Raw genomic sequence first — 13362 nt, 5'->3', positions numbered from 1 at the left:
CGTAGGCTGCACCCATGGCAAACAAGCGATCGGGCGGCGGCCTCTCACCGGCGCAGCAGGCCGCCAAGTTCCTGGGCGTGAGCGTGCTCGCGGGTGCGGTACTGGCCGGCATCGCGCTGCCCGCGGCGGGCGTCATCGGGCTCGCGGCCAAGGGTTCGGTCGACAGCTTCGACGAGATTCCGGCCAATCTGAAGCAGCCGCCGCTGAGCCAGCGCACCACGATCATGGACTCGGCGGGCGGCGCTCTGGCGACGGTGTACTCGCGCGACCGCACGGTGGTCCCGCTGGACCGCATCTCCCCGTACATGCAGAAGGCGATCGTCGCGATCGAGGACTCGCGCTTCTACGAGCACGGCGCGGTGGACCTCAAGGGCATCCTGCGCGCGGTCAACCAGAACGCGCAGAGCGGCGGCGTCTCGCAGGGCGCCTCGACGCTCACGCAGCAGTACGTGAAGAACGTCTTCGTGGAGGAGGCGGGCGACGACCCGGACAAGGTCGCGCAGGCCACGCAGCAGACCCTCGGCCGCAAGATCCGCGAGCTGAAGTACGCGATCCAGGTCGAGGAGGAGCTCGGCAAGAAGCGCATCCTGAAGAACTACCTGAACATCACGTACTTCGGTCAGCAGGCGTACGGCGTCGAGGCGGCCTCCCAGCGGTACTTCTCCAAGCACGCCGACGACCTCAAGCTCCAGGAGGCCGCCCTCCTCGCCGGCATCGTGCAGTCCCCGAGCCGGTACGACCCGGTGAACGACGAGTCCGAGGCCAAGCAGCGCCGCAACGTCGTGCTGCAGCGCATGGCCGAGACGCACGACATCTCGCAGCGCGAGGCCGACGAGGCCAAGAAGACCGGGCTCGGCCTGAAGGTGAGCCGCCCGAAGAACGGCTGCATCACGGCCGTGAAGGGCGCCGGGTTCTTCTGCAAGTACGTCGAGAAGGTCTTCCTCAACGACCCGGTCTTCGGCAAGACCAAGGAAGCCCGCGCCAAGCTGTGGAACCGCGGCGGGCTGCGGATCAGGACGACGCTCGACCCGCAGACCCAGACCTCCGTGCAGGCCTCGATCAAGGATCACGTCTACCAGACCGACGATGTGGCCACCGCCGCCACCATCGTCGAGCCGGGCACCGGCAAGATCCTCGGCATGGGCCAGTCCCGCCCGTACGGCTACAACAAGAACGAGACGGAGATCAACCTCTCCGTCGACGACGCGATGGGCGGCGGCGCGGGCTACCAGCCGGGTTCGACGTTCAAGCCGATCGTGGCCGCGGCGGCCCTGGAGCGCGGGATGTCGCCGGGCAAGCGGTACGACTCCCCGTACGAGATGCCCTACCCCGACCGGGTCGCCGCCTGCGACGGCAAGACCTGGAAGAACTTCGGCAACCAGAAGCTGACCAACGAGAACGAGACCGAGGTCGGCCCCTACCGCATGCGGGAGGCCACCGCGAAGTCGGTCAACACCTACTTCGTGGAGATGATCGGCGACATCGGCATCTGCCCGGTGACGAAGATGGCCGCCAAGATGGGCGTCCAGCGCGCCAACGGCAAGCCGATGGACCAGGCGCCGTCGATCGCCCTCGGCACCCAGGAGGTGTCGCCGCTGACGATGGCGAGCGCGTACGCCACGTTCGCCTCACGCGGCACGTACTGCACGCCGATCGCCATCGAGTCGATCCGCACGCTCGGCGGCAAGGGCCTTCCGGTGCCGAAGTCGACGTGCACCAAGGCCATGTCGGAGCGGACCGCCGACACGATCAACACCCTCCTCAAGGGCGTGGTCGAGGACGGCACCGGCAGGCAGGCCGGCCTCGGCTCCCGCGACAGCGCGGGCAAGACGGGTACGACGGACTTCCGCTACGCCGCCTGGTTCGCGGGCTACACCCCGAACATGTCCGGCGCGGTCTGGGTCGGCGACCCGGCCCACGAGCGCCGCATGGTCGGCATCAGCATCGGCGGCCGCCCCTACGAGAAGGTCTTCGGCGGCGAGGTCCCCGGACCGATCTGGCGCGACGCCATGAGCGGCGCCCTGGAGGGCAAGCCCGACCCCGAGTTCGACACCGTCCACATCCCCGGCGGCAAGGACCGTGACCGGGACCACGGTGACGACGATGACGACGACGGCGGCAGCGATGGCGGTGACGACGGCGACGGCGGGGATGACGGAGGCGACGACGGCAAGCCCGGCGACGACCACGACTCGTGGCCGGACCTGCCGGACGGGGTCATCGGCGGCGGGGACGGTGGCCGTGACGGTGGTTCCGGCGGTTCCGGGGGTTGGCGGGACTGAGGCGCCGGCGGCTGCACCCGGTCCGGATATGTGAAGGGGGCGCCCCCTCCCTGAAGGCCTTGGCCTCATGGCCGTGGCCTCAAGGCCTTTGCCTCAATGGCTTGGCCTTAATGGCTTGGGGGGCGCCCCATTCGCGTACGCAGGTACACCCGTACGCGTACACGCATGCACGGGGACATGCGGCAGGCGGCAGGCGGCAGGCGGCAGGCGGCAGGCGGCAGGCGGCAGGCGGCAGGCGGCAGGCGGCAGGGAACCGAACACGCGCTACGCGCTGCTCGCTACGCGCTGCTCAGCCCTCGGCGAGCAGCTTCTTCACCGCGGCGGCCACACGGCCGCCCTCGGCCCGGCCCGCCACCTTCGGGTTCACGATCTTCATGACCTGGCCCATGGCACGGGGGCCCTCCGCGCCGGCGCCCTTCGCCTCGGCGACGGCGGCGGCGACGATCTGCTCCAGCTCGTCGTCGGAGAGCTGCTGCGGCAGATACGCGGCGAGCACCTCGCCCTCCGCCTTCTCGCGCTCGGCCTGCTCGGCGCGACCGCCCTGCGCGAAGGCCTCCGCGGCCTCGCGGCGCTTCTTCGCCTCGCGGGCGATCACCTTCTGCACCTCGTCGTCGGAGAGCTCACGAGCGGAGGTGCCCGCGACCTCCTCCTTGGAGAGGGCGGTGAGCGTCAGCCGGAGCGTCGAGGAGCGCAGCTCATCGCGCTCCCTGATCGCCGCGGTGAGGTCTTCCTTGAGCTTCGACTTGAGCGTGGTCATGCCGCAATTGTGGCAGGTGGGCGGGGCGGGGTGCCCGCGGTTTTCGCGGGGCGCCGACACTCGGCTCCCCGCCCGGTTCCCTGTCCGGTTCCCTGTTCGGAGGCCGACGGCACCCCGGGGCTCAGGGTGTGGGGCATCTGACACGATGGTCGTATGCGCGCGCGATACGCAGTACCTCTGGGAATCACGGCGACGGCCGCGGCCGGCATCGCCTACTCGGTGGGCATCGAGACCCGCCTCTTCCGGCTCAGGCGGGTGACGGTCCCCGTCCTGCCAGTGGGGATGCGCCCCCTGCGCGTGCTCCAGGTCTCCGACATCCACATGGTCTCCGGCCAGCGCAGAAAGCAGCGCTGGCTGCGTTCGCTCGCGGGCCTGCGCCCCGACTTCGTGATCAACACGGGCGACAACCTGTCGGACCCCGAGGGCGTCCCCGAGGTCCTGGACGCGCTGGGCCCGCTGATGCAGTTCCCCGGGGCGTACGTCTTCGGCTCCAACGACTACTACGGCCCGACGCTGCGCAACCCCGCCCGCTACCTCCTCGAGAAGGCGCAGGGCCGCCACGGCCTGAACGGCAACAAGCCCGTCGTGGGCGCCGTCCACAACCCGTGGGAGGACCTGCGGGACGGTTTCGACTCGGCGGGCTGGGCGAACCTCACCAACACCCGCGGCGCCCTGAAGATCGACGGCTACGAGATCGCGCTGACCGGCCTGGACGACCCGCACATCAAGCGGGACCGGTACGCGGAGGTGGCGGGCGGCCCGGACACCGCGGCGGACTTCTCCATGGGCATCGTGCACGCGCCGTACCTGCGCAGCCTGGACGCCTTCGCCGCCGACGGCTACCCCCTGATCCTCGCGGGCCACACCCACGGCGGCCAGCTCTGCATCCCCTTCTACGGCGCCCTCGTCACCAACTGCGACCTCGACACCGGTCGCGTGAAGGGCCTGTCGACGCACGAGGCCGGGGGCCACACCTCGTACCTCCACGTCTCCGCGGGCTGCGGCACCAGCCGCTACACCCCGATCCGCTTCGCCTGCCCCCCCGAGGCCACCCTCCTGACCCTCACGGAGCGCCCCGCCCACACCTGAGCCCCGCTGGCGCCTCCACCCCCGCGAAACCGGATTTCGTCTCAGCGCGCCGGTCCGCTAAAGTAATCGATGTCGCCGCGACCTGCGCAGCAGGGACGCCGGAGCAACGACATCGGGGTGTGGCGCAGCTTGGCAGCGCGCTTCGTTCGGGACGAAGAGGTCGTGGGTTCAAATCCCGCCACCCCGACAGCTGAAACACCAGGTCAGGCCCGGTACTGAGAAATCAGTGCCGGGCCTGATGTGCGTAGGGGCGCCGTTTTGGGAGCAAACTGACTCCCCAGCCCTCACGAGACCAGGCCGCACCCACATCAACCGGCAGAGCCAGCCTGGCACATCTGTGAACCGGCCCACCTCAGATAGGCAGGTCATCGGGCATGATGCGGAACGCCTTGTGCCGCCCGAGCGGACGCGCGGCACGACAGCCGCGCCGGTCGAGAGTGAGGACGACAAAGGTGTCGTACCGGGCGGCCATAGCCACGTTCACAGCGTCGGCCAGGTCGAGATTGAGCCCCGCCTATCGCGCTCGCACAGGCTGCGCGGTTGCCACATAGTCCTCGGTGAGCTGCGGCATCACGATGCGGCCACGGCGCATCCAGTGCCGGATGTCGCCGACCGCAGCTTCACGGCCGATTCCACGAGTCGCAGCGTGTCGATCTCCGCCAGCACTGGGCGCCATCCGGGAGCCGACTTCCTCGCCAACGCCCTACCCGCCTCTCCGGCTGGCGGCGCAACACGGGGTCAAATTTCACCCATCGTGCCCGGCTAGTCACATACCGGAGTGATAGGAAGGCTCATCGAGCATCAAAGCCTGTCCATCACGAGGACGATCAGTGAACTCATCGCAGCAGTCAGATCCCCAAAGAGGCTTCCCAGCACCGCTCCCATGGCTGACACGAGCCGGGGCCGCACCGCATGTCCCCGGCAGCCCACCAGAGATCATCAGCAATCTCCGCGCCGTCCTGGCGGAGATCGCGAGGGACGGAACGATCGATCGCCCGTTCACCTGGCCCGATGCCGGCACCTCGATCTCCTTGCGGAAGGCGGTGCATGCACTCGGCACCTGTGGGCTGGTGAAACGGGAGGGGCGCCCGACACGCCTATCCCTCACGGACGAGGCCAGTTACTTTCTGGACTCCGGCGACGAGCTCTATCTCGTCGCTCTTTTCCATGCGCACATCAGATTCTTCGGCGAAGCACTTGCTGCATTGGGCGAAGGGCTCACCCACAACGAGCTGAATGAGGTCGCAGCTGAGGTATACGGCCTCAAGTGGGACTCGCTGGACCAAGTCCGTCGGCGCGTGTACTGGCTGCGCGCAGCCGGGCTCGTGGACTACTGGACCAACGGCAAGATCGTCCCCGCGGAACGCGGCCTGAGGTTCCTCGAACGTCTGGAACTGGTAGACCCCGATCAGCTTCCTCACCACCATTCCGGGCAGATCCCCGAACTTCCGGCGCCGCCAGCCCTGTTGGCCGCCGAACTAGCCGGGGTCGATCAGGACGCACTGAGGTCACGCAAACGTTCACTGGGCTATGTCGCGGGTGGCACACGGGTAGAAGCTCTCGCCCGCCTCGTGAACGCCGCCGTACCTGCCATCAAGCGAAGTGACTTCAGAGCCTTCTGTTCCGGAGAATTCGGCGTTCTGGAATCTTCCGCCGAACAAACGCTCGGGACCTTGCGTTCTCTCGGTCTCCTGACTCAGGTAGGCACCGACACCTTCGCGGCGACGGAACTCGCCAAGAGCTGTCTGGCGTCCGACGAGGCTCTGGACTTCGTTCGTCTGCTGCACCTCAACGTCGCCTTGCTGGGAGAGTCCCTCGACGCCTTGGCCGACGAGGCACACACGGCCACACTCCTCCGCGTTCTCGCTGAGCGATACCCCGACGTGCATCTCACGCGGGAAGATGTCACACGCCGCATCGCACTCCTCCTGGAGACCGGCCTGGCCGAACGCATCGGGCTCACGGTCCGGCGAACGGAGTTGGGGGCCTCGCTGGTCAACACTTTGCCGCTCCTCGATCGCGTGACCTCCGGCCTCCCGGAGAACGCCGACCAAGGCATTCCCCGGGGAAGCTCAGCCGCAGAGCCACGTGCCGTGGCCGATGCCGGCCAGCGCAGCTTCGGCTCGGTGGCCACCGAAGTCGTGCAGGCGGCCACCGACAGCGCTGACTACCAGCGATTCGAACGTGCTGTTGCGGCTGCCTTCGATGCACTTGGTGTCGACGTCGAGATGCACAGCGGGCCGAAGAAGACAGACGTGGTCATCGAGCTATGGCAGTCGCCGACTGATCGACAGCGCGTCACAGTGGAAGCCAAGACGGACGGCGCCGGACTGGTGACTGATCAGGACGTCAAATTCTGGAGGCTTGGCGAACACCGCGAACGCCACATGGCGCAGAGCACACTCCTGGTCGGACCCCAGTTCGACGCCCGGGTCACCCAGGAAGCGGCGAGGGAAAAGGTGGCTCTGATCACCGCGCGAGAGCTTGCGGATGCCGTCGTGCGCCACAGCCGCACACCACTCTCACCGCGCGAGATCGCCGCCATGGTGACCGCAGGAGAAGATGCAGAGTCGCTGGCACTCACCTGGCGGGCGGCGGAGCGACGGCAGCAAGCCCTGAGCCTGGTGCTGCACACCCTGTGGAAGAGCGGGAATGATCCCGTTGACATCCGCTACACCACCGGGGTGCTGGGGATCAGCGACATCTGGCGAGAGACCAAGGGAGCACTTGAGACCCCTCTGGACAGCAGCGAGATTGAGGAGGCTCTGACCTTCCTGGGGACCCCCCTCATCGCCGGAGTGGAACGGCAGGGCGGCAACCATGTCGTCACGGCGCCACCTTCTTTGGCCGCCGCCCGTCTGCGGGCGCTGGCTGCGGTCATTGAATCGACCGGCCTAGACGGACCGCCGGGGAGGCCTAGCGGAGAGGGACCACCCACCCCTCCCGGGCGATCAAGTCCTGAGTCACCTGAGAATCCGTCCGTCCCGCGGCAACAGGACTCAGACGCAGGCGTCACACCGTCTCTTATCCGTGCGTGGGCCAAGGCCCAAGGACACGCCGTCAACGAACGGGGCAGACTGCCACAGGACCTGATCAAGAAGTACAAGCAGGTCCGCGGCCATGGATGAATGACCGAGCAAGGTCGGCTGTGTCTGCGCCAGCAACGGATGAACGACGCCACAAAGTAGTAACATGTAGTACATGGAAACCACTGCTCGTAATTTCAACCAGAGGTCCTCGCAGATACTCGCCGCCGCTGAGCGAGGCGAGACCATCACGGTGACCAAGAACGGCCGCCCCGTCGCCCGTGTCGTGCCGATCGACGCCGACGAGGTTCCGCCCTACTCGACTGAGCCCATGGGGGATATGGAGATTCCGGACATCGGGACAGGGCCCGATCTCACCGATGAGGACATCGAAGAAGCCCTGAAGGGGATGGGCTCTTGAGCGCTGTCGTCATCGCCGACACCAATGCCCTCTATCGGCTTCTCGTCTCCTCGACGGACGGCAGCGCCATCCACCGCAAAGCCTTCTCCACCATTGGACACATGGTGATCTCACCCATGGTCCTGGCTGAACTCGACTACTTGGTGACCACGAAGATCAGTGCGCAGGCCGCATACAACGCGCTCGACTTCCTCGCCAAGGGCACTGAGGGGCGGAAGTTCTCCATCCCCGACATCACTCCCCATGTGCGCACGGCGATGACAGTGCTCGAGGGCTACCGGGACGCAGACGGAGGGAAGGGCATCGGCATGACGGATGCCATGAACGTCGCTCTGGCCGCCGCCTACCGAACCGAGGTCATGTTCACCTCGGACCGGCACTTTCGCATGGTTAGGCCCCTGACGGGACACGGAGCATTCCGACTGCTGCCCGGTGATCTGTAGGCCCACCAATCGGACGCTTCCGTAGGAGGATCACGTTGACGGCGAGGCCGGCCTACCAGCAGGTTGGGAGCCATTTGGGAGCCGACTTGCTCCCGCAGCCCGTTCCACACCACGCGAGACGGATCGAGACCACACCCCTGACCAGGGGAAACGCCATCCGCGCAAGCAAGATCAGCAACCGACCCTCATTCGGGACGAAGAGGTCGTGGGTTCAAATCCCGCCACCCCGACAGCTGAAGCAGCGCATCAGGCCCGGTTTCCAGAAATGGGAACCGGGCCTGATGCGTTGTCCGTGTCCTTTGCCGTGGTTCGTCTTCTCTCAGCTGTCTCGCGTGCCGCGATTCGTCTCCCTCAGGCGTCTCGCCTGACGCGGTTCGTCTTCGCTCAGCTGTCTGGCCCGCCGCGGTGCCTGTCCACAAGCCGTCTCACCTCCGTGAGTCACCCCGCGGCCGGCAGCCCCCGCACAGCACTGAGCGGCGTGACCGCACCGCCTCTCGGGCAGTGCGCCCACGCCGCTCCGGATGCCCGGTACGCACCGCGTCCTACCGGCACCGGTCCCTCCCCTCGTGGGGACCGCTGCCCGTCGGCGCGTACGGCGTCGGTGCTCGGCGAGTACGCTCGACGAGACCTCGCCACCACTTCGCCACTCCGGCGGAAACCAGCCATGAAGTCGCGGCGTCACGAGTCGCCTCTCCGAGCGTCGGGCTGGTGGCCTGCCCTGACGCCGCGTGGTGGGTTCGCTACTGCCGTGATCCTGCCAGTTTCGGCTCCCGCTGAGGAGCGTCCGGAACCGTCCGGACGACGTAGTCGCAGGTCAGACGTATAGAGTGAGTTTTCCGGTCCGGATGATCAGGTGCGGCGGAAGTAAGGGGTGGAGGCCTTGAGTTCCGACTCGGGGGCACGCACAGCCTTCGCGGAACGTCTCGCGCTGCTGTACCAGGAGGCCGGTAATCCGCCCCTCAAGCGCGTGGCCGAAGCGGTCGTCCAGTTGCAGCGCGTCGACGAGCGCGGTCGCCCCGTGCGGGTGTCGGCGCAGCGGATCAGCGACTGGCGGCGGGCCAACAACGTGCCCGCCCAGTTCGCCGCCCTCGCCGCCGTCCTGCACGTCCTCGTCCCCGAAGCCCGGCGCAAGCGGCCCGCCGCCGTGTCCGAGGGGCTGTACGACCTCGCCCAGTGGCAGCGGTTGTGGGAGCTCGCCGTCTCCGACACCGCCGTTCCCGATTCCGGCGACAGCGGTGACACCGCCGTCGCCGCCGTCGCCGCGCCCAGCGTGTGCCCCTATCGAGGGCTCGCCTCCTACCGGCTCCAGGACGCCGAGTGGTTCTTCGGGCGGGACCGCAGCACCGACGCCCTTGTCGCCCAGCTCCGTGCGGCGGAGCGGACCGGGGGGCTCGTCATGCTCGTCGGCGCCTCAGGGGCCGGGAAGTCCTCGCTGCTCAGCGCCGGTCTCGTGCCCGCGCTCCAGGACGGTGTGCTGGCCGGGCCCGGTGGCCGGGTCGGCGCCGTGCTCCAGTTCGTCCCGGGGAGCGATCCGCTCGCCGAGCTGACCCGGCACATACCCGAGCTCTCCGGAGCCGTCCTCGACGCGCGGGCGGTGGATGTGGAGGAGCACGGTACGCCCCGATTCGACCAGGATGTCCAGGAGGCCGTCACCACTTGGGCGAAGCGAGAGGCCTCCTCCGGCCAGGGCTCTTCCGGCCAGGCCTCCTCCGGCCAGGGCTCCTCCAGCCAGGCAGCCTCCTCCACCCAGGCAGCCTCCAGCCACGCCCCCTCCAGCCAGGCCCCCTCAGGCCAGGCAGCCCCCTCCGGCCAGGCAGCCCCCTCCACCCAGGCCTCCGTAAACGCGCCCTCCAGCCCCCAGCCCGTCATCATCGTCGACCAGTTCGAAGAGGCCTTCACCCTCTGCTCCGACGAGGAGGAGCGGAGGGCCTTCGTCCGGCTTCTGCACGCGGCCGCCGCCTCCGACGTTCCCGTGCGGGAAGAGAGCGGCGGGGCCGGGCACGGCACCACCCCCGCGCTCGTCGTCCTGGGTGTACGCGCCGACTTCTACGAGGAGTGCCTGCGCCACCCCGAACTCGCCGACGCGCTCCAGCACCGGCACATGGTGCTGGGCCCGCTGACCACCACCGAGCTGCGCAACGCGGTGACCGGCCCCGCCAAGGCCGTGGGGCTCGAACTGGAGCCGGGCCTCGCGGAGCTGATCGTCCGGGAAGTCAGCACCGACGGGCCCCGCGGTGCGCACGACGCGGGGGTGCTGCCGCTGCTCTCGCACGCCCTGCTCGCCACCTGGCAGCGGCGGAAGGCGGGGCGGCTCACGCTGGCCGGCTACCGGGCCGCGGGCGGGATCCAGGGCGCGGTCGCGGCCACCGCCGAGCGGGCCTGGTGCGGGCTCGACCCGGCGGCGCGCACGGCCGCGCGGGCGCTGCTCCTGCGCCTGGTCAGGCTGGGCGAGGACACCCAGGCCACCCGCAGGAGGGGCGCCCGGCGCCAGCTGGCCGACGAGTCGAGCGACCCCGACAAGACGGAGGAGTCGCTCGAAGCACTGGTGCGCGCCCGGCTCGTCACCCTCGACGCGGAGACCGTGGAGATCACCCACGAGGCGCTCCTGCACGCCTGGCCGCGGCTGCGCGACTGGATCGACGAGGACCGCAACGACAACCTCCTGCGCCAGCGCCTGGAGGAGGACGGCAGGGCCTGGGAGGACTCCGGGCGCGACGCGGCCCTGCTCTACCGGGGTTCACGCCTGGAGCAGGCACGCACCTGGGCGGAGTCCGCCGACGACACCTTCCTGACCCGCGGCGCCGCCGAGTTCCTGGCGGCATCGGCCGGCCTGCGCAGGCGGACGCGGTGGATCAGCCGTGGCGCGGTGGCCGCCCTGGTGGCCCTCGCGATGGTGGCCGTCACGATGGCGGTCGTCGCCTCGCAGCAGCGCAACGACGCGGTGTCCGAGCGGAACGACGCGGTGTTCGCGCAGGTCGCCACGGAGGCCGACCGCGCCCAGGACTCCGACTCCTCGCTCTCGGCCCGGCTCGGCCTGGTCGCCCACCGGCTGCGGCCGCACGACGAGGGCACGAAGAACCGATTGATCTCCATCGTGAACGCGCCGCTCGCCACTCCCCTCCTCGGGCACACCGGCGCCGTCTATCTGACCTCGTTCAGCCCGGACGGACGGCTCCTCGCCACCGCGAGCTACGACCGGACCGTACGCCTGTGGGACGTGTCCGACCCGGCCCGCCCCGAACGCCTGGGCGCACCCCTCACCGGCCACCGGAGCTGGGTGAGCACCGCGGTCTTCAGCCCGGACGGAAAGACCCTGGCCAGCGCGTCGGACGACGGCACGATCAGGATGTGGGACGTACGGGACCCCCGGCACCCCCGCCCGCTGGGGAAGCCGGTGCCCGGCCGGGGCGGCACCATCTATCTGCTCGCCTTCAGCCCGGACGGGCGCACCCTCGCCTCCGCGCACGACGACCACGAGGTCCGGGTGTGGAACGTGACGGACCCGGCCCGCACGGAGGAAGTCGCCGCGCTGGGCGGCCACACCGCCGCCGTGCGCTCCGTCGCGTTCAGCCCGGACGGCCGGACGCTGGCGGCCGGGGGCGACGACGGTTCCATCAGGATGTGGCGGACGGCCGCGCGGGACTCCTCCGCCCCCGGGCGCCCCACCCCCCTCGGCAAGGTCCTGACCGGCCACACCGGCACCGTGCACTCCGTCGCGTTCAGCCCCGACGGCCGCACCCTCGCCAGCGGCGGCGTCGACCGCACCATCCGGCTCTGGAACGTCGCCGAGCCGCGCCGCGCGAAGGCACTCGGCGCACCGCTCACCGGCCACACAGGGCCCCTGTGGTCGGTGGCCTTCAGCCCCGAGGGCGACATGCTCGCGGCCGGGAGCGCGGACAGCACCGCGAGCCTGTGGAACGTCAGCGATCCGGCGCACCCCTCGCAGGTCGGTGAGCCGCTCGCGGGCGGTCGTGGGGAGATGTACGCGATCGGCTTCAGCCCCGACGGGCGGACCCTCGCGACCGGCAACGGCGACAACAAGGTCCGCCTGTGGTCGCTCCCCGAAGGGGACATGATCGGCACCGACGGCGCCTTCCGCCCCGACGGCAAGGTGCTCGCGACGGCGTCGCGCGACCACCGGATCCGGCTGTGGAACGTACAGCGCCCCAGCCGTCCGCTGGCGCTCGGCGCCCCTTTCCGGCCGGGCAGCGGGGACGTACGGACCCTGATCTTCTCCCCCGACGGCCGCACGCTCGCGGTGCTCATCGGCAATCGGGCGGTGCAGCTGTGGAACGTGGCCGACCCGGCACGGCCGGTCCCCCACGGGCCGCCCATGAAGCTGCGGACGCGGTTCGCGGCGGCGCTCGCCTTCAGCCCGGACGGGCACACGCTGGCGACTCCGTACGAGGACCGCACCCTTCAGCTGTGGAACGTCCGGGACCCGGCCCGCCCGAGCCGCATCGGCGCGCCCCTCACCGGCCACAAGGGCTACGTCAACTCCTTCGCGTTCGGCGCCGACGGGCGGACCCTCGCCAGCGGCAGCGCGGACGGCACCGCCCGGCTGTGGAACGTGCGGGACCCGAGCCGGGCGCGCGCCATCGGCAAGCCGCTCACCGGGCACCTCGGGCCGATCAACACGCTGACGTACGGGCCCGACGGCCGCACCCTGGCCACGGGCAGCGACGACGGCACGGTCCGGCTCTGGGACCTGTCCGACCCGTTCGCGGCGGACCGTCTCGTCGCGCCCCTGACGGGACACACCGACGCGGTGGTGTCGCTGACGTTCAGTGAGGACGGGCGCACCCTGGCGAGCGGCAGCAACGACAACACGGTCCGGCTCTGGGACATAGTCCATCCGGCCAAGGCGTCCCCCATCGGCCAGTCGATGAGCCCGAACGCCAAGACCGGCAGTTTCCTGTCGTTTAATCCGCAAAGTCACATGCTGGGAGTGTCCAGCGGCAGCGATACCGTCCGGCTCTGGAACTTGAACACCGAAGCAGCGATCCACCGCATTTGCTCGACGACACGTGGCGTTCTGACTCCGTCCCAATGGCAGGAATACCTGCCACGCCTCTCGTACGCGCCGCCGTGCGGCAAATGAGGGAACGCCGGTCGTCCAGGAGGTTTCCCCGCGTTTCCACCGGGCTCACGCTGCGTGATCCCCATCACAACTCGCCATCTACGGTCAGTTGACTCCCCTGGCGCCAGCAGGCTTGTTACGGTTGGGTACAGCCCGATCGCTGGTGCATCCCCCGTCGCCAGCGATCGGGTTCTTGTCTGCCCGCACCGTCGGCACCACCACCTGCGAGCTCCCGTCATTGCACTCCTTGCAATGAACCATTTC

At 69.3% G+C, this 13362-nt stretch carries 8 protein-coding genes and 1 tRNA gene; 7 read left to right on the top strand and 2 right to left on the bottom strand.

Annotated elements, in window-relative coordinates; genetic code table 11:
* Window positions 1–14: 14 nt before the first annotated feature.
* Entirely contained in the window at window positions 15–2282 is a 2268-nt protein-coding gene (locus tag GPA10_RS18010) for a transglycosylase domain-containing protein (protein ID WP_157166406.1), read from the top strand.
* A gap of 289 nt (window positions 2283–2571) precedes the next feature.
* Here the strand turns inward: GPA10_RS18010 and GPA10_RS18005 are convergent, their stop codons facing one another.
* On the bottom strand, window positions 2572–3039 hold the full coding sequence (locus GPA10_RS18005) for a GatB/YqeY domain-containing protein (protein WP_058850208.1): 468 nt from the start codon (window positions 3037–3039) through the stop codon (window positions 2572–2574).
* Between the two features lie 153 nt (window positions 3040–3192).
* Here GPA10_RS18005 and GPA10_RS18000 point away from each other — a divergent pair, with 153 nt between their 5' ends.
* Window positions 3193–4128, top strand: a complete 936-nt coding sequence (locus GPA10_RS18000; RefSeq protein WP_157166405.1) for a metallophosphoesterase — start codon at window positions 3193–3195, stop codon at window positions 4126–4128.
* 113 nt (window positions 4129–4241) lie between these two features.
* Window positions 4242–4315: transfer RNA gene (locus tag GPA10_RS17995), tRNA-Pro, on the top strand.
* Between the two features lie 165 nt (window positions 4316–4480).
* On the opposite strand, the gene GPA10_RS43385 is transcribed toward GPA10_RS17995, so the two are convergent.
* Window positions 4481–4606 carry a hypothetical protein gene (locus GPA10_RS43385; RefSeq protein ID WP_277819698.1) on the bottom strand — a complete coding sequence of 42 codons (126 nt, stop codon included), beginning with the start codon at window positions 4604–4606 and terminating at the stop codon, window positions 4481–4483.
* 352 nt (window positions 4607–4958) lie between these two features.
* Between GPA10_RS43385 and GPA10_RS43705 the strand changes: the two genes are divergently transcribed.
* From GPA10_RS43705 to GPA10_RS17970, 4 genes are all read left to right on the top strand, one after another.
* Complete coding sequence (locus tag GPA10_RS43705) at window positions 4959–7256, top strand: Lsr2 family DNA-binding protein (RefSeq protein ID WP_157166404.1); 2298 nt, start codon at window positions 4959–4961, stop codon at window positions 7254–7256.
* A 73-nt stretch (window positions 7257–7329) separates the two neighbouring features.
* A complete protein-coding gene (locus GPA10_RS17980) occupies window positions 7330–7575 on the top strand; it encodes a type II toxin-antitoxin system Phd/YefM family antitoxin (protein WP_157166403.1) in 246 nt (81 codons plus the stop codon).
* Window positions 7572–8018: a PIN domain-containing protein gene (locus GPA10_RS17975; protein ID WP_058852366.1), complete on the top strand. Its 447-nt coding sequence runs from the start codon at window positions 7572–7574 to the stop codon at window positions 8016–8018. Before GPA10_RS17980 ends, GPA10_RS17975 begins: the two co-directional genes overlap by 4 nt.
* A gap of 871 nt (window positions 8019–8889) precedes the next feature.
* On the top strand, window positions 8890–13119 hold the full coding sequence (locus tag GPA10_RS17970) for an nSTAND1 domain-containing NTPase (RefSeq protein ID WP_343041038.1): 4230 nt from the start codon (window positions 8890–8892) through the stop codon (window positions 13117–13119).
* The last annotated feature ends 243 nt before the right edge of the window (window positions 13120–13362 follow it).

This window comes from Streptomyces typhae (assembly GCF_009755605.1).
Taxonomy (GTDB): Bacteria; Actinomycetota; Actinomycetes; order Streptomycetales; family Streptomycetaceae; genus Streptomyces; species Streptomyces typhae.
This window is presented reverse-complemented; position numbering and strand designations above follow the sequence as displayed.